This is a genomic window from Chryseobacterium sp. (assembly GCF_022869225.1).
GTDB lineage: Bacteria > Bacteroidota > Bacteroidia > Flavobacteriales > Weeksellaceae > Chryseobacterium.
The window spans coordinates 664,881-686,457 of record NZ_JALIHL010000001.1; the positions used below are offsets into that span (position 1 = coordinate 664,881).

At 38.4% G+C, this 21,577-nt stretch carries 18 protein-coding genes; 17 read left to right on the forward strand and 1 reads right to left on the reverse strand.

What is annotated here, in order from left to right; all coding sequences use genetic code 11:
* Positions 1 to 51: 51 nt before the first annotated feature.
* A complete protein-coding gene (locus MUW56_RS03115; RefSeq protein WP_292011815.1) occupies positions 52 to 948 on the forward strand; it encodes a restriction endonuclease in 897 nt (298 codons plus the stop codon).
* A 78-nt stretch (positions 949 to 1,026) separates the two neighbouring features.
* On the opposite strand, the gene MUW56_RS03120 is transcribed toward MUW56_RS03115, so the two are convergent.
* Complete coding sequence (locus MUW56_RS03120; RefSeq protein WP_292011816.1) at positions 1,027 to 1,293, reverse strand: integrase core domain-containing protein; 267 nt, start codon at positions 1,291 to 1,293, stop codon at positions 1,027 to 1,029.
* 264 nt (positions 1,294 to 1,557) lie between these two features.
* Between MUW56_RS03120 and MUW56_RS03125 the strand changes: the two genes are divergently transcribed.
* The 16 genes from MUW56_RS03125 to MUW56_RS03200 all read left to right on the forward strand — a co-directional run bounded on the left by MUW56_RS03125 (position 1,558) and on the right by MUW56_RS03200 (position 21,575).
* Complete coding sequence (locus MUW56_RS03125) at positions 1,558 to 2,013, forward strand: hypothetical protein (RefSeq protein WP_367118494.1); 456 nt, start codon at positions 1,558 to 1,560, stop codon at positions 2,011 to 2,013.
* A 392-nt stretch (positions 2,014 to 2,405) separates the two neighbouring features.
* Positions 2,406 to 3,827 (forward strand): DUF262 domain-containing protein, encoded by a 1,422-nt coding sequence (locus MUW56_RS03130; protein ID WP_292011817.1) that lies wholly within the window; start codon positions 2,406 to 2,408, stop codon positions 3,825 to 3,827.
* Positions 3,827 to 5,671 carry a DUF262 domain-containing protein gene (locus MUW56_RS03135; protein WP_292011818.1) on the forward strand — a complete coding sequence of 615 codons (1,845 nt, stop codon included), beginning with the start codon at positions 3,827 to 3,829 and terminating at the stop codon, positions 5,669 to 5,671. Before MUW56_RS03130 ends, MUW56_RS03135 begins: the two co-directional genes overlap by 1 nt.
* A 211-nt stretch (positions 5,672 to 5,882) precedes the next feature.
* Entirely contained in the window at positions 5,883 to 7,031 is a 1,149-nt protein-coding gene (locus tag MUW56_RS03140; RefSeq protein WP_292011819.1) for a 1-acyl-sn-glycerol-3-phosphate acyltransferase, read from the forward strand.
* 227 nt (positions 7,032 to 7,258) lie between these two features.
* Positions 7,259 to 7,873 carry an AraC family ligand binding domain-containing protein gene (locus MUW56_RS03145; RefSeq protein WP_292011820.1) on the forward strand — a complete coding sequence of 205 codons (615 nt, stop codon included), beginning with the start codon at positions 7,259 to 7,261 and terminating at the stop codon, positions 7,871 to 7,873.
* 133 nt (positions 7,874 to 8,006) lie between these two features.
* Entirely contained in the window at positions 8,007 to 8,453 is a 447-nt protein-coding gene (locus MUW56_RS03150) for an FAD-dependent monooxygenase (RefSeq protein WP_292011821.1), read from the forward strand.
* 276 nt (positions 8,454 to 8,729) lie between these two features.
* On the forward strand, positions 8,730 to 9,713 hold the full coding sequence (gene egtD, locus MUW56_RS03155; RefSeq protein WP_292011822.1) for an L-histidine N(alpha)-methyltransferase: 984 nt from the start codon (positions 8,730 to 8,732) through the stop codon (positions 9,711 to 9,713).
* Positions 9,714 to 9,826: 113 nt separating this feature from the next.
* The gene (gene egtB / locus MUW56_RS03160) at positions 9,827 to 10,999 is read left to right on the forward strand and encodes an ergothioneine biosynthesis protein EgtB (RefSeq protein WP_292011823.1); all 1,173 of its coding nucleotides are present in this window, start codon (positions 9,827 to 9,829) and stop codon (positions 10,997 to 10,999) included.
* A gap of 9 nt (positions 11,000 to 11,008) precedes the next feature.
* Complete coding sequence (locus tag MUW56_RS03165; RefSeq protein ID WP_292011824.1) at positions 11,009 to 11,929, forward strand: ABC transporter ATP-binding protein; 921 nt, start codon at positions 11,009 to 11,011, stop codon at positions 11,927 to 11,929.
* On the forward strand, positions 11,926 to 13,491 hold the full coding sequence (locus MUW56_RS03170; protein WP_292011825.1) for an ABC transporter permease/substrate-binding protein: 1,566 nt from the start codon (positions 11,926 to 11,928) through the stop codon (positions 13,489 to 13,491). Before MUW56_RS03165 ends, MUW56_RS03170 begins: the two co-directional genes overlap by 4 nt.
* A 327-nt stretch (positions 13,492 to 13,818) precedes the next feature.
* Complete coding sequence (locus tag MUW56_RS03175; protein ID WP_292011826.1) at positions 13,819 to 16,827, forward strand: lantibiotic dehydratase; 3,009 nt, start codon at positions 13,819 to 13,821, stop codon at positions 16,825 to 16,827.
* Entirely contained in the window at positions 16,824 to 17,972 is a 1,149-nt protein-coding gene (locus tag MUW56_RS03180) for a sensor histidine kinase (RefSeq protein WP_292011827.1), read from the forward strand. The genes MUW56_RS03175 and MUW56_RS03180 overlap by 4 nt, the downstream gene beginning before the upstream one ends.
* Complete coding sequence (locus MUW56_RS03185) at positions 17,972 to 18,688, forward strand: LytTR family DNA-binding domain-containing protein (protein ID WP_292011828.1); 717 nt, start codon at positions 17,972 to 17,974, stop codon at positions 18,686 to 18,688. The genes MUW56_RS03180 and MUW56_RS03185 overlap by 1 nt, the downstream gene beginning before the upstream one ends.
* Positions 18,689 to 19,037: 349 nt before the next feature.
* Positions 19,038 to 19,238, forward strand: coding sequence for an ecotin (locus MUW56_RS03190; protein WP_292011829.1), 201 nt, complete (start codon positions 19,038 to 19,040; stop codon positions 19,236 to 19,238).
* Between the two features lie 61 nt (positions 19,239 to 19,299).
* A complete protein-coding gene (locus MUW56_RS03195; protein ID WP_292011830.1) occupies positions 19,300 to 20,646 on the forward strand; it encodes a radical SAM protein in 1,347 nt (448 codons plus the stop codon).
* A 2-nt stretch (positions 20,647 to 20,648) separates the two neighbouring features.
* Entirely contained in the window at positions 20,649 to 21,575 is a 927-nt protein-coding gene (locus tag MUW56_RS03200) for a hypothetical protein (RefSeq protein ID WP_292011831.1), read from the forward strand.
* Positions 21,576 to 21,577: the final 2 nt, after the last annotated feature.

Sequence of the window (21,577 nt, forward strand, 5' to 3'; positions counted from 1 at the left end):
AGTTGATGTCTGAGAATAAACCGATCTTCAAAAAATCATAATTAATATAATATGTCAAAGTCCAGGTCAAAAAAAATAGCCGAAAAAACAATTTTTGCTACATTCAAAATATTGAAAGAAAATGGTGGGGAAATGAGGGGAAAAGATGTCGTAGATAGAATCAGAGAGACTACATCTTTTGACGACTATGAAAAACATCGTTTTGAAAAAACCGGATACATCCGCTGGGAATCCATATTACATTTTTATACAATTGATTGTATGAAAGCAGGTTATCTTCGAAAGCAAAAAGGGATTTGGTATTTGACAGAAGAAGGAGAAAAAGCCATCGATCTAGGAGCAGAAAAACTCCTAAACTCCGCAACGAAATTATATAGAGAATGGAATACAAAAAGGAAAGCAGAAGACGGCATAAAGACTGATCTTGGGGATTTCACAGAAGAAGAGGCTGCACAAGTTCAAAAATCTTTAATCAATCAATATGAAGAAGATGCTTATAATGGAATCAGAAACTACATTATTAGTAAAAACCCTTATGAATTTCAAGATCTGGTAGGTCAGCTCTTAACAGCTATGGGATATTATATTTCCGATATTGCTCAAAGAGGAGCTGATGGTGGTATTGATCTTGTAGCTTATACAGATCCTTTAGGAACCAAACATCCAAGAATAATTGTTCAGGTTAAACATCGCCCTAATGATTCAGTTTCTTCTGATGAAATTCAAAAGTTAGGAGGTACATTAAAAAGGAATTCAGATGTAGGAATATTTGTGACCTCAGGTACATTTTCAAAACCAGCAAAGAAAGAAGCTCGTGAATCCAGGGAACATATTGAGTTAATTGATTTTGAAAGATTTGTTTCTTTATGGCAAGAATATTATACAAAAATGACTGATGAACAAAAGTCATTTTTGCCTTTGCATCCAATTTATTTTTTAGGGGAATGATAGTTAATAAAAATGATTTACATATATACCTGACTAGTCCTGAAAATCCGATACATATTAAAGGACAAAAATACACACTTAAACCAATGTAAAATCTTTTTTGCTTTGGTTTTTGTTTTTATAGGTTTTCATTCTGATTTTGGATTGTCTGTGCATTTGATTTGGAGTTAGATAATAATTTGAAAAGTGAGGTCGTAAATCATTGTAAATCTCAATAGATTCATCTACAATTTTTCTTCTTAGAGCATTGTTAATATTATGTTTATCAATATCAAACTCATATTTTAAAATGCCGTTTATTCTCTCAGCAACTGCATTTTCATAAGGATCAGAGTTTTGAGTCATGCTGCTTTTTAATTGATACTTTCCAGGATCCTCTGATATTGATTCGAACAATACTGTAAGCCACGATCAGAATGATGAATTAATGTTCCTATTGTACCCTTATACTTCCTTAATGCTCTTTTCAAGGCTATAAGACTGCTCTGAAAATCTTATTACACTGTATTTTTCTACGCTTTACGTTCCCTATATTTGATAAAACAAACCAAAAAACACAATATTATAGTACTAGACAATTTAATCAGTGTTAGCTTTTCAAAAAGTGATTTGGGAACTCTTGATAAAGCCATTCAGGACATCCAGTCTGTACTGTTAGGAAAAACTATCAATCTTACTCCGGATCAGAGACAGCAATACGGAAGTATTGCAGAACAGAACAAACTCTTCGTGAATAAAGCTAAAATCTACATGGAGCAATATCCACAGTATGTTCCGAACTTTTTAGATAAAGTGGAATTCGATAAAGATTATCTGGGAAGAGAACAGGTAGAACAACGCCTGCAAATCATGAGCTCATTAACAGAACAGCTGTCTGACACTAAAGTTTTACTGGATCACGACAACTACCACAATGCCATAACCTTCTATAGAAACATGAAATTCCTTTCAGGAGAAAATGTTCCGGGTACCAATGTCATTTATGAAGATATGAAACAGTTTTTTGTGACAACAGCAACTTCAACCTCTCCGGTAACTCCCTCTGATGACGTAAAGAACGGATAAAAACCAGTTAATTAAGTATCAATATACGGTTCTGTAGTTCCGGCATCTATTTTCATAAGTATCAATACCCCCTTCCCCAAGGGGGTATTACCATTAAAAAACTCCTTGCAGGTAATGAGTGAAATGGCTCAGGGTTATTCTGAAATACCTATGGACACTTAACCAACCTGTTGCAGGTATTTCAGGATCGGTTTCTGATATATTGACAACCAGTGCCAGAGGCTTATCTGTCCTGTTGCAGGAGATTAAGAAATACGTACAGATACTTTTACAGGTGTTTGAAGTGATTATTCTGTAAAATTATGGTTTCCCGTAAACAGAAGCTAAAGATTTTCCTTATCATTGCTGTCAACAAAAAACCTCCGGGATTTCTATGATTAAAAACTAATACCTTGAGCAGAATAAACGCAGAAATAAAAAAGGCAAGTTCTATATTGGAGGGCAATATGTCTATCCCAAATTATCAAAGACCTTATCGCTGGACAGAGGATAATGTCCGCCTATTATTAGAAGATATTACCCAAAGCTGGAAAGAAGGTAAAAATTCTTACCGGATTGGAAGCCTTATCCTGAACACTAATGATTCTCAACTTAATATTGTTGACGGACAGCAACGGATCACCACCCTATTACTCATCCTGAAAGCTCTGGAAAGCAATGCAGGATCTGCATTGAGGGATTCTTTACAATACAGGCATTCGGATTCACTGAACGCAATCATCCAAAACAAGCATTTTATAGATGGCTGGCTACAGGAAAATATAGGAAATGACAATAAAAGTTTTGAGAAATATATTCTGAACTCCTGCGAATTTGTAGAAATCAGAGTAGCAGATCTTTCAGAAGCATTCCAGATGTTTGATTCCCAGAATGGCCGTGGAAAGGAACTGGAAGCTTATAATCTTTTGAAAGCGTACCACATCCGCGCCATGGAAAGCAATACTTTTGAAGAAAAGGTAACTTGTGACATAACGTGGGAAGGTGCTGCCAGATATCAGGCGGATAAAGAAAATCCACATGTTTCAAATTTACTCAGACAACTGATCAACGAACAGCTGTACAGAACCAGGCTATGGAGTCGCAAGAAAGAAGCATACGCCTTTGACAAAAAGCAGATCAGAGAATTCAAAGGAATTACCGTCAATAAAAACCACCCGATTGATTTTCCTTACCAAAACAGAGAACTGATGCAATATGTGATGCAGAATTATTTCAAATCTTTAGGCGTTTCTGTAAATGGCATAAAATCAAGGTTCAGAAATATTTCGCCGGAAAATATCAATCCGTTTTCTTTACTGAATCAAAATATTGTTAATGGTAAAGATTTTTTCGATTATACAGAAACCTATATTGAGATCTATAAAAGGCTCTTTAATTCTGAGTTTGAAGAAATGAAAGAATTTAAAAAATTTGTGCAGAAAAACTGTAAGTATGACGGATCGCATCGCGATGGCGATCAGTATCTTTTCGAGCTCTATAAATCTCTTATCATTTTGATGTTTGATAAATTTGGAGAAGAAGGGGTAGAAAAATATCATAAAACACTGTATTTATTGGTTTACAGGCTAAGGCTGGAAAAAGAACAGGTAAGATATAACAGTGTTGTCAAATATCCGGCTGAAAATGAAGTTTTTAATATCATTGAAAATGCCAAATCATATTCAGATCTGCTTCCATTAGAGAAAATGGCAAATAAAAATGTGATTTGCAAAAAAAATGTGGCGGCAGTTATCGAATATTTTTTAAAACAAAACATCCGCCTTGAATCCGCAGATGAGAGAAAAGTTAATCTTAAAGACTACAGCTTCACATAATGGAAAATCAGAATCTAAACAAAAACTTAAAGGAAATATTTAATTATAAATATATTGTTCCCCTATACCAAAGAAACTATGCGTGGGCTGAAGACGAAATAGCACAGCTGCTTCATGATCTTTATGAAAATTTTAAAAAGTTTGAGACCAATCCTACTTTAAATTACTTTATTGGAAGCCTTGTCGTTTTAAAAAGAAAGGACGGCCTCTATGAAGTAATAGATGGCCAGCAAAGACTGACAACCTTATCTATACTTATGAAAATGCTTGGATTGGTAGAAAATCCTAAACTTTTCTATGAATCAAGGCCGGAAGTGGAAGCTTTCTTTGACTCTTATTACAGAAATGGTCAGACAGAAGATATTGTATTTAACTATAAAGTTTCACACCTTATAAATGCCGTAGATCTGCTTGAAAATATCATTATAAATCCTGATGAAAAATCAGGGAAAAGACTTTCCGAAATTCCCCGGCTTGATCTTTTTAAAAAATTTGTTTTTGAAAATGTAATTCTTGTTCTTGTGGAAATCCCTCATGAAACGGATGTAGCCTCTTATTTTGAGATCATGAATAATCGTGGTGAACAGTTACAAAAACATGAGATTTTAAAGTCTCACCTTATGGAAACCCTGAAAGATAAAAGCGGTAATTATTTTGAAAAACAGCAGAATGAATTTTCTAAAATTTGGGATGCCTGCTCTCAGATGGATACCCATATTCAGAAATTATTTTCTTCAGGAGACAGACAAAAATATTTTGGTGAAAATTATGATGAGTTTTATCCTGTAGATTTTAGAGAAGAAGAAGCCATGGAAACATTGGGTTTCTCGATCGATGATGCTCTGAAAAAGCCAATAGAAAAAACAGATTCAATCAACATCAATGATATTGATGATTCGGGTAAAGATCATTCAATCATAGATTTCCCAAACTTTTTAATGCATATCTTTAAAGTAAAATACCACACATACTCATATAATGGTCATGAAACAGAGATCCCGCTGAATGAAAAAGATCTGCTTACAGTCTATGATGGGCTGAAATATAAAATTGATGCAAAAGATTTCATCAGTGATCTATTGTACTATAGAACGGTCTTCGATAGGTTTATTATAAAATCTTCAGAAGATGATGACCAGGAGGATTCTTACAAATGGACCCTTCAAAAGCCCTCTAAATATATCTATCATAAAAGTGAAGACAGCATTTCTCATAGTTTAAGGTATAAAAATATATTTGATCATCAGGACCGTCTTATAAAGGCTGTTTCTTTACTTCAGGTTACTTTCAGAAACCGAAAATATAAAAACTGGTTACAGGATATTTTGCATCTTTTCTCTGATAAGGAAAATTTCGGTTTATCGGGAATAGAGTACCAGACAGTAATTGATAAGATCATCATGACCTATTTTGAAAATAATATCAGTCAATCAAATTATGATCAGGGTGTTAAGGTTCCTCATTTCCTATTCAATTTTATTGATTATCTGTATTGGGTAAAATCACCTGCTGATTTTGATTTCAAATTTACCTATCGTAATTCTGTAGAACATCATCTGTCTCAATCTTTCAATAATCCTTTTCAGGATAACCTCGGAAACCTTTGTTTGGTAAGTAAAAGTTCCAATTCAAGGATGAACAATGAGTCTCCTGTGGGTAAGGCAGACTCAAGTTCCACAGGCAAATACTATAAAAATGGAAAGATACCCCCAAAGCAGAAAAGAATGTATGATCTGACAAATGCAAATAAAAAATGGGAAAATTATGAAATTGCGGAGCATAGGATAGAAGTCACAGAACTTTTGAAGGAAAGAGCGGATATCCTAAGTCCTCAGACTTATTAAATAAACAGGTTAAAAAACACTCCTTTGACATCATCAGGGAAGTGTTTTTTATTTATATAATGAAACAGTTTCCCAATACCGCTCATTCTAAATACATTACATCCTATTCCCTGAACTCCTACGCCACTCATAATACTTTAACACCCATTATACCCTATCCCCAGATAAATTTTCGTTCTTTTGCAAAAAGTTTTAATTTTTAAATAATTGCATGTCGAAGTTTGATGAAATCCGCTATTTCCATGATTATGAAGTAAATGAGAGATTAGGGAGCATTGCCCGGGATCCGATGATGAAGGCACTGATGAATTTTACTTTTCCCGATACGGATGAGCAGGTATGGCTGGAACAGTTTAAACATGTTCATTCCATAAGTGATTTTCAGCATCAGTTTGTAGCGTATGCCGTTCGCCAGATCCTTGCAAAAAGTTCTGACGGTTTAACGACTTCAGGTTTCGATAAGCTGGATAAAAATACTCCTTACCTTTTCATCTCGAACCACCGGGATATTGTGCTGGACACTTCACTGCTTAATCTGGTATTGCTGGAAGGAGGTTATATTATGACCGCTTCGGCTATTGGTGACAACCTTGTCCGCAAAAAATTCTTAAACGTACTTGCTAAGCTGAACCGAAACTTTTTAGTACAAAGAGGCCTTCCGCTCCGTGAACAGCTGACAAGTTCACAGACGATGTCTGAGTATATTAAGGAGCAGCTGCAGCAGGAAAACCGCTCGGTATGGATTGCCCAGCGTGAAGGCCGTACAAAAGACGGCAACGATTCCACCCAGCAAGGCGTTTTAAAAATGCTTGCCATGGCTGCCGGAGACCAGTCACTGACAGATTATTTTAAAACATTAAAGATCGTTCCGATCTCTATATCCTATGAGTACGATCCTACGGATTCCTTAAAGATGCCTCAGCTGCTGGCCCAGCATAGGGATGAGGAATACATTAAAGGAAAAAATGAAGATTTCACCAACATCCTCAGTGGAATTTTAGGACAAAAGAAACGCATTCACCTTCATGCCGGAGATGTCATTGATACGGAACTGGATGAAATTGCAGCCACCATTGACAATAAAAACAAACAGCTTCAGGCAATGGCACAGGTGATTGACCGCTCCATCATCAGTAATTATAAGCTTTGGCCTACCAAGTACATCGCTTATGATCTGCTTCACCATACGGATACCTACGCTTCCGAATACACAGAACAGGAAAAACAATTATTTGTCCGAAGGCTTGAAATGCGTATTGATCCTTCAGATCCTGTTTCCAAAGAGTATTTCCTGGCAATGTACGCGAATCCTCTGATCAATCAATTAAAATATAAAGGAAAGATTTCAGGAGCACAGTAAATTTTTTGAGAGCAGCCACAAAAGTGGTAAAAACGCAAATACTTAACAGTTTTTATGCATAGAAAGTACACATAAGCTTTGGGAAAAATCTTTTTTTCTGACATGAACTTTTTATCCAATATCATTTTAAACGGGCCTAAGTCGACTAAAGTAGTTGAAATAAAGCTTTTGGAGTTTAAAAAATATTTAAATTGTAAAAAATTTAAACGACTTTAAGATCTCCTGAGATGAAAAAGATGATTCCTTCCCACCATAATCAGCTTGAAAATTCAGCGGTCAGACTGATGCCCTTATCCGTGTTTCATGAAAAGCAGACAGAGATTCACCGGGATGATCATTATATGTTTATCTTGCAGCAGAAAGGAGACTTTGTTATCGAAGTGGATTTCAATAGGGTGGAACTTAAAGGACCTTCAGTCTGTTTTGTAGGGCCGGGACAGATTCACAGGTATATTCAGCAGAACAATAATGAGGGCTGGTTTTTATTTGTGGGAGCCGAAGCTGTTACCGGGCACTGCCGGGAAATACTGGACACCTATCAATGGATCCATCAATCGGTTGATATGGATGCCAATGATCTGATCTTTGATTTTCCTCCGTTACTTGAAAAAACAGAAAAAGATAAAACATGTCATGATCCTTCTGTAGGGCGGTCTTTAGCAGCTTCTGCAATAGGGATAATCATTTCCAGGATTTCCGAAGCTCCGATGTCCGGACTTCAGAATAATGGCCAGAAATATTCGATTACAAGACAGTTCAAAAAGCTTATTGCAGACCACTTTATAATCAAAAAGCAAGTACAGCAGTACGCACCATTGCTCAGCATCACTGCCATACAATAGCCCCGGCGTTACAGCAGGGAACTTCCGTGATTCTGAACAACCGGTTTTCATTGATAGCAGATGCAATGGTTTTTGATATTTCAAAAAAAGACAGCTCATAGGAAGTATTAAATCCTGTTTCTGATTATTTTTATTGGGCATTTATTGGAAATCCGGAAGCTTTTGGATTACCTTCAGCAGATTTCTACCATTATTCGGGGGAGGAGATCTTCTCCTGTATTCAGGAGCCATCAGACAATGGCATCCTGAACTCAGAGCATTATTCGAACATGCTGACAGGACCTCCTTATCTGCCACCGCGATCCGCTCCTCTTTACCAAAAGAAAAATGGAAGTCCGGCAGGATTACTGCGCTGGGAGATGCGGTTCATACCATGAGTCCCGCCGGTGGTGCAGTTGCCAATACCGCATTTATGGATGCAGCTCTGCTAACGGAAAATATATGTAAGGCCCTGAAGGATAACAGCAGTATTGTACTGGCGGTTGCACATTATGAAGAAAAAATGAGGGTGTACAACAACCAGGCTATTGAAATATCTTTGCGGGGCGGAGAAATCCTTCATGGCTCCAATGAATCGTAATCCTGCTCTATTGTCAATACCCGTGAAACCAACTTCTTTATCAGCATTTTATATAAGGAAGTTGTATCCGTTTATCCCTATTTTCAGCTTTTAATCCCACCTTATATCCGACCCTGGTTTCTTTATAAAAAGTACCACATCTGCTAAAAAGATCATGAAAATCATCCGGTTACAACTATTTTTTTTTATATTTAAAATAGATAAACAGCAGAGGAATTCAATGTTGTGAAAGGCAAGATAGTTGCAGTAATCTTAAAACCACACAAATTAAAACATATGAATTTACAGATCCATCCGCTTTCCAAAGCCCGGAATTCTCATCATGACCACTTTCGCAGAGAGGTGCTGGAAGGCTTAAAAAGTACCCCCAAACGGCTATCATCAAAATATTTTTACGATAAGACCGGTGACCGCCTTTTTCAGGAGATCATGGCAATGCCTGAATATTACCTTACCCGCTGCGAACTGGATATTTTCAAAAATAAAACAGGAGAACTGGCGGACCTGGTCATCCCTGAAAATGAGCCTTTTGATCTGATTGAACTGGGAGCAGGAGATGCCATGAAGTCCACGTTTTTACTCCGCCATCTCGTAGAAAAAGGGGCCAGATTCACCTATATGCCCATTGATATTTCCGGAAATATCCTTTCCATACTCAATGAAAAATTAAGCAGCCAGTTTCCGGCCCTTGAAATAAACTGCCTGGAAGGAGACTATTTTGAGATGCTTCAAAAGGCGGCTTCCCTGTCAGACAGAAGAAAAGTTGTTTTATTTCTGGGAAGCAATATTGGAAATATGACGGTGGAAGAAGCTGAAAGTTTCTGTTTGCATCTGAACCGGAACCTGTCTTCAGGAGACCGGGTATTGATCGGTTTTGACCTGAAGAAAAATCCTCACGTTATTTTAAACGCCTATAATGATAAGAAAGGCATTACCGCTTCATTTAATCTTAATCTTCTGTCCCGTATCAACAGGGAGCTCAAAGGAAATTTTGATCCGGAACAGTTTCAGCATTACCAGACTTATGATCCTGTAAGCGGAGCCTGCAAAAGTTTTCTGATAAGCCTTAAAAAACAACAGGTAATGATTGGAAATGATCCTGTTGCATTTGAAGAAAATGAATTGATTGACATGGAAATTTCTCAGAAATTCTCTGAAGAACAAATCAGAGCATTGGGTGAGAAATCAGGCTTTACAATGGCCGGAGAGATCAGAGATTCTAAAAACTGGTTTGTAGACACCATCTGGCAGGTAAAATAAAGACAAAAAATCTGCAAGAGCAAAAAGGATAGAAATGTAAGACCAAAATTCTTCCATTTGAAACAGCTTGATCAAGATCCTGTTTTACCCAATAACCTCATACACTAAAACACATGACACCAGACACCGCAACACAAGATATTGTGAAAAAATATACGGATATCCGCAGACATTCAGAAGAAATCTGTGCCCCGTTGGAAATTGAAGATTATGTAGTACAGCCGATTGTTGATGTAAGTCCGCCCAAATGGCATCTTGGCCACACCACATGGTTTTTTGAGACGTTCATTCTCCTCCCGAACTTTCCGGGTTACCAGGTTTTTGACCCGCAGTATAATTTTGTTTTTAACAGCTACTATGAGACCATTGGTGCAAGAGTGATCCGTACGGACCGCGGAAACCTCAGCCGTCCTTCAGTCTCGGATATTTACCAATACAGGAAATATGTAGATGAGCAGATGAAAGCTTTTCTTCAAAGCGAATGGATGACTCAGTCTATTGAACCTTTATTGGAATTGGGATTGAACCATGAGCAGCAGCATCAGGAGCTATTAATGACCGATATTAAATATATCCTGGGCCACAATCCGCTTTTTCCTGCCTATACAAAGGATAAAAAAACTATAAAACCGGATGCTGAAGACCTGCAGATGCTCAGGTTTTCTGAAGGAGTGTATGAAGTAGGTTTTAAGGGGGAAGGATTCTGTTTTGACAATGAGCTGGGAAGACATAAGGTATACCTTACAGATTTTGAAATTGCCGATCGGCTGGTGACCAATCGTGAATACCTTGAATTTATGGAAGATAACGGCTACGGCAATTTTAAATACTGGCACGCCGACGGATGGGACTGGGTAAAACAGAACCAGGCAAAATCCCCGTTATATTGGCATTTTATCGATGGAAAATGGATGAATTATACCTGGAATGGTTTGGAAGAAATAAAACCTGATGATGCAGTCTGCCATATTAATTTCTATGAAGCTTCAGCGTTTGCCTCCTGGAAAGGCATGCGCCTTCCTACTGAAGAAGAATGGGAGGTTGCCTCCAGTCATTTCGATTGGGGAATTCGCTGGGAATGGACCAATTCAGCCTATCTTCCTTACCCTCATTTTAAAAAAGAAGCAGGTGCCGTTGGAGAATACAATGGAAAATTCATGATCAATCAAATGGTTTTGCGTGGCGCTTCCGAAGCAACACCTCCCGGACACAGCAGAAATACCTATCGTAATTTTTTCCAGGCCTATCTGAAGTGGCAGTTTACAGGAATCAGGCTTGCCCAATAATTTTTGCCGATGATAACAGTTGAATCAGTTTCAAAATATTTTAACGGAAACCCTGCAGTTAACACTATTTCCTTTCAGGCTTATGATCAGGAAATAATGGTACTTTTAGGGACGAGCGGCTGCGGTAAAACGACCACCTTAAAAATGATCAACCGGCTTATAGAAGCGGATTCGGGAAATATTCTGATTAACGGCAAAAACATCCGTGATCAGAAAGCAGAAGCGCTTCGGATGGGGATAGGTTTTGTGATGCAGCATTCCGGCTTATTCCCTCATTATACGGTTCAGCAGAATATCGCAGTCGTTCCCGAACTGCTGAAGTGGGAGAAAAAGAAAACCGAAAGGAGAACCCGCGAACTTATAGCTAAGCTTCATCTTTCCGGAGAGGTTCTTTCCCGTTTTCCCCATGAGTTAAGTGGCGGGCAGCAACAGAGGGTTGGGATTGCCAGGGCCCTGATTGCAGATACTCCCATTTTGCTGATGGATGAACCCTTCGGAGCTCTGGACAATATCACTAAAGCCGATATTCATTCGGAATTTAAATCGCTGGAAGAAATTAAAAACAAAACCATCATATTGGTTACCCATGATGTACAGGAGGCATTTGAACTGGGACACCGGATCTGTCTGATGGATAAAGGAAAAGTGATTCAGACGGGAACCCCAAAAGAAATGCTTTATCATCCCCAAAATGATTTTGTCCGTGATTTTTTTGCAGAAAACCGGCTTTTACTGGAGTATAAGATCACCGCATTAAAAGACATCGGCTCATTCCTCAGCGCGGAGGAATCCTATCCTGAATTTGGAGGTACAGAAAACACCAGTATCTGGGCGGCTTTACAGCAATTAAGCTCGGATCCCAAAAAGACAGAACATTACGAAATGCTGATCAAGGCATTTAATGATTACAGAAAAATACAGATTGTATGACGCACCAGAGCTTTTGGCAGTTTATCATTGAACAGCAGGAAAAATTAATGACCCAGGTGATACAGCATCTAGGTCTTACCTTCCTGTCATTGCTTCTGGCCATCGCCGTTGGGGTACCTTTAGGGATTCTGATCACCCGAAAAAGAAAACTTTCAAACCCGGTATTGGGAATTGCCGGTATTTTGCAGACGATTCCCAGTATTGCGCTGCTGGGCTTTATGATCCCTGCTTTCGGAATCGGGGCAAAACCCGCCATCGCTGCACTGCTGATCTATGCTCTTTTACCCATTATCCGCAACACCTATACCGGAATAACGGGAGTAGACCCTACGGTCGTTGAAGCGGCAAAAGCAATGGGAATGAACAGATGGCAGCTCCTTTTTAAAGTGGAACTTCCTTTGGCAATGCCTGTCATCATGGCAGGAATAAGAACTGCTGCCGTGATCAATGTAGGAGTCGCCACCTTAGCCTCATTTGTTGCCGCCGGAGGGTTGGGAGAATTTATCTTTGGTGGAATTTCACTCAACAATACCAATATGATCTTGGCCGGTGCCATTCCGGCTGCATTACTGGCCGTTTTTCTGGACCAGATGATTGCTTTGATACAGAAATCAGGATACCGGCTGTTTCAACAATTGAAATATGTAATTCCGGTCATACTGATTATGGTTGGAGCGGGATATGTTTTCACATCTGCTTCAGACAATAAGCTTAAGGCGGGATTTACTCCGGAATTTATGGGAAGACAGGATGGAGACCTTGGCCTGCGCTCCATATATGGGCTCCACCTGAATCCTCTCGTTGTAAATGATGCCCTGATGTACAAAGCAGTCTATGAAAAAGAACTGGACCTGATTGACGGCTATTCTACGGACGGCAGAATTAAAGCTTTTGATCTTTATGTGCTGAATGATGATAAAAAAATATTTCCGCCGTATTTCGCTGCCCCGATCATTAAAACGAAAACCCTGGAAAAATTTCCCGGGCTTGAGGAAACCTTAAATCTTCTGGCCGGTCAGCTGAACGATTCGATCATGACCGATTTGAACTACAGGTCAGATTATCTCAATCAGACCCCGGAAAGGATCGCAAAGGATTTTTTAATCAGGAATAACCTTTATAAAAATCCCCGAAACGGAAATTCCGGAACGATCCGGATCGGCTCAAAGATCTTTGGGGAGCAGTACATCCTTGCGGAGATGTATACGATGCTGATTAAAGGCTATACCAACTATAAGGTAGAGACAAAAACAGGTCTGGGCGGTACTAAAATCTGTTTTGATGCCCTGGTGAATGAGGCCATCGATTTTTATCCGGAATATACGGGAACCGGGCTTCTGGTCCTTTTAAAACCTACGGCAGAAAACGCCAAAAATGCCATGCAAAGTGCTGACAGCACCTACCGGTATGTTGACGCAGAATTTCAAAAACAATATGGCATCCAATGGTTACAGCCCCTTGGGTTTAATAATTCCTATGCATTGATGATGCGCAGAAAACAATCTGAGGATCTCGGGATAAAAAGCATATCTGATCTTAAGAGGTATTTTGAAAGTAAGTAATGTCCTTTTCAGGGAAAGATTCAGCTTTTTTTCAGGTTTTTGCGGTATTGGGCCGAGCCCCGTAAAAAGACTGACCGTGTGATGATCCCGTATTTTTATGTAGACTGCCGACAGAATACTCCCTAATTTTTCAGGCTGGCAGGAATTGACTGTTAACTTTATCAGATTTGAAGTCGTTTTTTTGAAAAATAAACAATTTTGGACTTCAATAATTCACGTAATTTAGAACGGTTTTAGATTGGAGCTAAAAAGTTGGTTAGCAAGCTTCCAGACGTATTATTTTAAATTAAAATACCTATATTTCGGTATATTTTAAACACAGGGAATTTGGGGAAAAAACTACATCTTGCAGATTTTGGGAGCTATATTATCCGAAAACCGGCTTTTCCTTTTACGTTACTTTTTGAAAAAGACGGGACGACCAAGAATATGGATGATTTAATTTCAGCATTCTGGGAAGACGAGACCTTCAGATCAGCTATTTACTGGAGTTCTTCACAGCTTTATGAAATGATGATGAAATATCAGAACAATACCTTAAAAAGTGACAAGAAGGCCAGGCTGTTCAATACTTTAAAAAAATACATCATCCGCACCACTACCAGAGGAACTCCGTACGGAACATTTGCCGGCAGCACTGTTTCTTCTTTCAATACCGCAGAGGCAGAGGAGAATAGCAGCCGTCATACCTTATACCGAAAGGCACATATTGACAGGACCTTATTTTCAAAACTCATTGCCGGCATAGAAAGCAATGGGCAGCTACGGGAAAAACTGAAATACCGGACCAATCCCACCATTTATCTGCAGCATTTAAAATACCGTTATCTGGCCGTTACCGATAATGATTACCATCTTAATTCTATAGACAAAACGGAGTTCATTGATCTTGTATACCGGCATGCATCGGAAAAAATGCTCAGTATTTCTGAAATGGCAGACCTCCTTCCCCAGGAATTTGACCGGGAAAAATTAATGGAGTTCATCCTGGAGCTGATCGATATACAGTTTCTGCAAAGCGAAATTTCAGATACCCTCTATGCCCCGGATGAGCTCAGCACTGCTGAAAATTTTCTCCGCCCTTATACAGCTTCTGCAGAAGCCCATTTTTTTTATCATTTAATCCGGGAACTTCAGTCTACCATTGAGGAAATAGACCGCACTCCCCTGCCGGTAATCCCCTTCAGCCAGCTATATACCATAAAAGCACAGCTAAAGCATATCGGACTGGAAGCTGAACATCTATTTCATATTGACTTCAGACATTCTCCTGCAGATATAGAGCCTCTCCACACTCAGCTTTTAAAAGACATTAAGGCCGGCATCAACTTTCTGCACCAGATAAAATCGGAGGGGAATCCCGCTGCGGCTGCGCTCAATGAATTTAAGAAAAAATTTACGTCCGTCTATGAATCCCAGGAAATTCCTTTGGTTCAGATCCTTGATCCGGATACAGGAATCGGGTTTCCCGTCAACAAAGGAATAGGAACCCATTATAATGATGTACTGATTGATAAAATCGCAACTGCTGATATCATTGCCAAAGACAATAAAGTATGGGCCCCCTCCTGGCTTATTGAGCTTATTGAAAAATCAAAGCCCGGTGAACCAATAGATTTAGCCCTCGCTTCTGTTCCCAAACAGGAAAATCCGGCTTCTCTTCCCCCTACTTTTTATGCTATGGGAAATGTACTGGAACGCCAGCAGTTCTTTCTACAAAGTGCAGGCGGCACTTCTGCCAAAACATTGCTGGGAAGGTTTACTCATCTTGACTGCGAAATTCAAAAACTATATGACGACATCTCTGTTTTCGAAAAAGCCCATAATCCGGAGATCATAACCGCCAATATTATTTTTATTCCCAGAGGAAAAGCGGCTAACGTAACACGTCCCATGAATACTTCGGAATATGAGATCAATATTATCGGGGAAAGCCTTGCTGAGAACACCAAAATCAGGATAGAAGACCTGCTGGTTTCTATTGTGGGTGATGAAATTATACTGCGCTCTGAAAAACTGGATAAACGGATTGTTCCCGTCCTGTCCAATGCTCATAATTTTCATCATTCGGATACGGTAGTCTATAAATTCCTGGCTTCCCTGCAGCATCAGCATGCTTCTCCCATCGGATTGAATATTGACTGTGTTAAAAGCAGAAAACCGTATATCCCCCGGATCATTTATGGCAATATCATTTTGCAGCGGGCTACCTGGATCCTTTTTGAAACGGATATACGTGCCATCAACAGCAGTAAAAACCCGGTTTCGGCATTAATGGATATTCTCAGAAAACTGAAAACCTCTCAATTTGTAGTGTTTGTAAAAGGCGATCATGAACTTTTTATTGATACTCATAATGCGTCTTATGTTGAAATATTGGCTGACGAAATAAAAAAATCCGAAACTGCCACATTGTGTGAATGGCTTTTTCAGAAGCCTACGGATCAGAATTCCTATATCAATCAGGTGCTCATTCCTTTTAAAAATCCGGGTGCCGGGAAAATCAATCCGGTCTTGAAAATCCACAGTTCCGATATTCAAAAGACATTTTTGCCCGGAAGTAAATGGTTCTATTTTAAGATCTACTGCAGTGCTACTTTTTCTGATATCCTGCTGTCACAGGTTATAGCTCCGCTTTTAGACCAGTGGATGGAGGCAAAAATTATTGAAAAAGGATTTTTTATCCGGTATCAGGATCCTGATTATCATATCAGGCTCCGGCTGTTATTGAGTGATGAGCAATATTTTGCTTCTACCGTGGTTTCCATTCACAGCAGGCTTAAACCGTTCGTGGAACAGAATATTATTCAGAAAACCAAATTTTCCACTTATATCCGGGAAACGGAACGCTATGGAAGCCGGCATATGGAGGATATAGAAAGTTTCTTCGCCTATGACAGCCAGCTGGTCTTTACGATGCTGGCTCATGAGGATTTCACCGAAGATATTCAGCTGAGAACTTTGCTGGCCGTAAAAAATATTGACTTTCTGCTTTCTCATTTTAAGCTGACCGCTCAGGAAAAATTAGACTTCTGTAAAAAAATGGAACAATATTTTGAAAGGGAATTCCGTAAAGAAGAAAAATTTAATATTTACAATGAATACAGAAATATATCCTCAGCCCTGTATTCTATCATGGAAAGCTCTGATTATGACTCTTTTTTTTGGGAAAGGAGTATGGCATTGCAGCCTCTGGATTTAGGAACGTCCAATATCACCAGTATCATTCATATGAGTACAAACAGATGGTTTCCTGCGAAACAGCGTTTATATGAATATCTTATTTATATTTTTGCGGGTAAATATTATCAACGCATCCAATCCAAAAATTCATGAAAAAAGACAATAACCAATCTCCATTCGACATCTTACTGCGCATAGAAAAACACTATACTCCTGCCGTTCAGCTGATGAGCCATTTGTTTGTATGGGCTTCTTTTATATTTATTTTACTGTGTCAGTATGTATATGATTTACATATTCCGGCATTCACCAGTTTATTTCTATCCGTACGGGTTGCGCTTTGTTCGTCAGTCGTTTTTTATACTTTTTTTTATGTACTGGCTCCGCAGATCACCAAGTACCACAAATATTATCTTTTTATCGTGGTATTGCCTTTGCTGGTCATTTTATGGCTGCTTGTCAACCGATTTGCGTTGACCCTTGGGGAAGAACTGAATATAGACACCCATATTCTGTACCGTTATTTAGGAAAAAACTACAGTCCTTCCTATTCGGAAATTTTAACGTTCAAATATATCCTCTTAAATACTCCGAGTGTAATTTTTGCGATCTCGCCTTTTTTCTTTTTAAAAATAATTTTTGATCTTACCAGACTGTATCTGGAAAAAATAAAATCTGAAAAGGAAAAATATACTTTAAGTATCGAAAAAACCAATATTGAAAAACAGTTTCTGCTGGCCCAGCTCAATCCGCATTTTCTCTTCAATACCCTTAACAATATTTACGGTTTAATTATAAAAAATGACAGCCGTGCTTCAAAAATGGTCATCGATCTCTCTAAAATCATGAAATATACGCTGTATGAAAATAACCTGGAGAAAGTGACGCTGGAAAAGGAGATTTCCTTTATGGATCATTATTTCAACATCAACAAAACCCGTTATTTACCAAATGTTGATCTCACGTTCACCCAGGAGATTAAGCAGCCCATTACAGGTTTTTATATTGCCCCGCTGATCACTTTTGTATTTCTGGAAAATGCGTTTAAATATGGACTGCAAAGCAAGCTGAATAAGTTTTTACACATCAGTATCCGCATTGAAAACGGCACCTTTACGTTTTATATTGAAAACGACAGTGACCGGCTTAATTGCCATCATGAAAAACAGAAAGCCTCCGGTATTGGCCTGCAAAACGTACAGCAAAGACTAGAACTTATATACCCTGATAAACATACTTTAGTGATCACAGAAGATGCGGAATCATTCAAAGTCAAACTAACTATAACCCTTGAATAATGAAAACAAAAATTAAATGCCTGCTTGTGGATGATGAGCCGATAAGCCGGGACATCATAGAAACCTATATCTCCCGGCTCCCTTTTTTAGAACTGTCAGCGGTCTGTGAAGACGCTATTGATGCCATACATTATCTGTCTGACAATGTGGTAGATATCATATTTTCCGATATCCAAATGCCGAATATGAACGGTCTTGATTTTATCAAATCTCTCCAAAATAAGCCGGCTATTATCTATGTGACGGCTTATAACGAATATGCCATTGAAGGTTTTAATATCGGTGTGGTGGATTTCATTTCCAAGCCGATCGAATTTGACCGGTTTGTACTGGCAGTGAACCGCGCTGTTGATTATTTAAATAAAGAAACTAAGCCTGTTCCGGAAGACCGGTACTCTTCCCAGCACATTTTTATTAAAAGCCAGGGAAAGAATATCCGGGTCAATTTTTCAGACATCATCTTTATAGAATCTGAAAAAGATTATGTATACGTTCACACGGTACAACAGGAATATAAAACACTGATGACCCTGAAGTCTATTGAAAATGAACTCGACCCTAAAATATTCTTTAAAATTCAAAGATCTTATATCATCAATCTGGACTATATTCACTCTTTTACCGGGAATCTTATTGAGCTTACCAACAATAAAAAACTGACCGTAAGCCCGGAGAAGAAAGAGGAATTATTTACGATCCTCAATATTCAGAAATAAAACAATCGGGCTATTTGTAGCTTTTATCGTCAAAAACTAGGTTTTTGACGATTTTTTTTTCAAGACAACCTAATTTATCACATTTTCGTGGAATAAACAACTGAAATGAAAAACACATTAGAATACACCGCAATTAATGAGAATAAATTAAAGATTAAAAGAAATGTTATAAAATTTCATAAAGAGCCAAGCTCTAAAAAAGAAACCATTATAACATTCCCTACCAGTTTAATCTTATAACAGACACACCTTTACACATATTCATATTTAACAAATTTCTGTAAAAGCCTGAGCGGAAACCAAACTATTCAGGCAAGTTTAATTATTGTTTAATTTAAAATCTATTATCATGAGAAATCAAAAATTAACTGATCTATCTAAAAAGGTAACAGAAGGAAAAGTAAAGTCATTATCAACTGAAGAAGTGAACACTATTTCAGGAGGAAAAGGTTCAATTGATCTAGAAGTATCAACTTGCAACGGTGATAATGGATGTTGGGGATTCAGTGCACCGGCATGTGGAGCTAAAAATAGCTGCTGGTCTTACTAGAACCTAATCAAAACTTGAGGGGAAGTGTTTAGCTTCCCCTCTATTTAACAACTCAACAATTATGCAATTTAAATTATCAAAATATAAAATAATAGTAGCTGACGAAGACATTCTTGGTGACAGCGCGATATTATACTCTACCCGTACAGGGATTTCCATAGAAATGCCCAAGAAGACATTGGATTCTGTTCTGGCATTAGATCTGAAAAATATCCCGGCTCAAATCCTGGCACAGATTATTCAAATGGAAATCTACGTACCGTCTGATGAAGTAGAGATGACAGAAATATTAACGTCCAATAAACTGGGGGTAACAGATATTGACTCCGGGACTTTAACGTATGTTATTCAACCTTCAGGCAACTGCCAGCTGGGCTGCCACTATTGCGGCCAGCTGCACACGAAGAAAAGTATGTCTCAGGAGATCCTTGATTTATCCTATGAAAGGGTGAAGAACAAATTACAGGAACAAAAAGAGACGATAAGAAGGATGCATATCACATGGTATGGAGGAGAGCCTTTAACAGGATTGTCCGCTTTATCACAGCTATCGACAAAGCTCATAGATCTGGCCCGGTCCAATAATTTAGAATACACTTCCAATATCATCACGAATGCTTTAAACTTAAAGTATTCTCTATTTGAAAAACTGGTCAGAGAATTCAGGATCACAGAATACCAGATCACAGTGGACGGATTGAGTGAATTCCACGACAAAAGAAGAATGCTGAAAAACGGTGAAAAAAGTTTCGATATCATCATGAATAATATTGAAACCATTGTTGCTTCTCAGTTGTATCAGGATAAAAGAGCCTTAATTAATTTCAGATGTAACGTAGATTCGGAAAATAAAGATAATGTACTTGCATTGATAGATTATCTGCATGATAAAGGCATCCTTAAGTATGTGAGCTTCTACATTGCTGCCATTCATGACTGGGGTGATAACAAAGCGACCATCAAAGGGATCTCCAAGCAGGAGTTTGCTGATTTTGAAATAGATGTTTATTTAAAACTGCATGAATACGGATGTCTGAAACATACGGTAGTAGTGCCGGAAAGGGTAAGAAAACCTTGTATGGTGGTAAGTAAAACATCTGAAGTATTCGATGCCTTTGGAAACGTATCCACCTGTTGGGAAGTCCCTTATACTCCTTATTATGATGATTCCAAATATTACTCAGGTAATCTTTTAAAATCTAAAGATATAGATACCACCAATGCCCATATGCGTAATTGGTTTGATGAAATTCCTACGAATGATTCATGGTGCAAAGACTGTACATTCCTGCCATTATGCGGCGGTGCATGTCCTAAAGACTGGGCTGAAGGAACTCCGGCATGTCCGTCATTTAAATTTAATATCGAGGATCGTTTACTATTACAGAGATATATTAATAACAATTGATTATGGAACAGTTAATACTAGATATTGCAGAAAGCCTGGAGAAGAAATCTGAAAAAGAAATGGATGCCTCACGTGGGAAGCATATCTTCACTTCTTTGGAAAAGTTTTTCGGGCCACAGCTCGACGAGAATAAAGCGGCACTGTACTATTATATGACCATCTCTGAAAAAGCGCTGGTTCATTACAGAAACAGAGAAAAGGCACAGGGTGATTACTATTTTTTAAAAGCTGAAGGTCTTACAGAACATTTTTCAGAGCCCGTGCTGGATGGAATGACCAATTTACATTTAGCCATCAGTGCCTACCGGAATTATGTGAACAATGAATTCGATACTGCTGAAAAAGAGCTTGATTTAGCCATAGACTATGCTGTAAAACAAAGTGAAACTTTTCCCGGTTTTATCTCCGTAATCGGCGAGCAATGGCTGAATAAAATCAGAATCTACATCAAGAAGAAGGATATGGCGCATACGATCTCTCAGACCATACAGCTCTTACACCTGATATTATATGGCATTCATGAGAATCCTGCGATTGAAAACTCTTATAAAAGTGTAGAAACAGAAGACCGGATCGGTATGTTGGATCATGTGATCAACAGTATCCATTCGGCTTATGAAAGCAGCTTCAAGGAAACGGATTCGTTTTATTTAAATATTTGCGATCATATCGTGGTCCCGGACAGGGCTTCCATCAATAATGATGTGTTGTCCGGATATCTCCTTCTGAAATACAATTCTTCCGATACGGAAAGCTTCGTCAAGCATATTCATGAAAACCGGAATATACTCCCTAAGCTCCCGGTATCTATGCAGAAAAAAATATTTACCAAAATTTTCCTGAATCCCGAAAAAACGGACACTTCAGAAATTAATGGTCATGAAAAAATAAAACTATTAAAACAAAAATACAGGATTGCACTGAACTAAAA

Coding starts and splice junctions, on each gene's coding strand:
- MUW56_RS03165 (WP_292011824.1), top strand. CDS start 11,009: ATGATAACAGTTGAATCAGTTTCAAAATATTTTAACGGAAACCCTGCA.
- MUW56_RS03115 (WP_292011815.1), top strand. CDS start 52: ATGTCAAAGTCCAGGTCAAAAAAAATAGCCGAAAAAACAATTTTTGCT.
- MUW56_RS03180 (WP_292011827.1), top strand. CDS start 16,824: ATGAAAAAAGACAATAACCAATCTCCATTCGACATCTTACTGCGCATA.
- MUW56_RS03200 (WP_292011831.1), top strand. CDS start 20,649: ATGGAACAGTTAATACTAGATATTGCAGAAAGCCTGGAGAAGAAATCT.
- MUW56_RS03135 (WP_292011818.1), top strand. CDS start 3,827: ATGGAAAATCAGAATCTAAACAAAAACTTAAAGGAAATATTTAATTAT.
- egtB (WP_292011823.1), top strand. CDS start 9,827: ATGACACCAGACACCGCAACACAAGATATTGTGAAAAAATATACGGAT.
- egtD (WP_292011822.1), top strand. CDS start 8,730: ATGAATTTACAGATCCATCCGCTTTCCAAAGCCCGGAATTCTCATCAT.
- MUW56_RS03195 (WP_292011830.1), top strand. CDS start 19,300: ATGCAATTTAAATTATCAAAATATAAAATAATAGTAGCTGACGAAGAC.
- MUW56_RS03185 (WP_292011828.1), top strand. CDS start 17,972: ATGAAAACAAAAATTAAATGCCTGCTTGTGGATGATGAGCCGATAAGC.
- MUW56_RS03140 (WP_292011819.1), top strand. CDS start 5,883: ATGTCGAAGTTTGATGAAATCCGCTATTTCCATGATTATGAAGTAAAT.
- MUW56_RS03170 (WP_292011825.1), top strand. CDS start 11,926: ATGACGCACCAGAGCTTTTGGCAGTTTATCATTGAACAGCAGGAAAAA.
- MUW56_RS03145 (WP_292011820.1), top strand. CDS start 7,259: ATGAAAAAGATGATTCCTTCCCACCATAATCAGCTTGAAAATTCAGCG.
- MUW56_RS03190 (WP_292011829.1), top strand. CDS start 19,038: ATGAGAAATCAAAAATTAACTGATCTATCTAAAAAGGTAACAGAAGGA.
- MUW56_RS03120 (WP_292011816.1), bottom strand. CDS start 1,293: ATGACTCAAAACTCTGATCCTTATGAAAATGCAGTTGCTGAGAGAATA.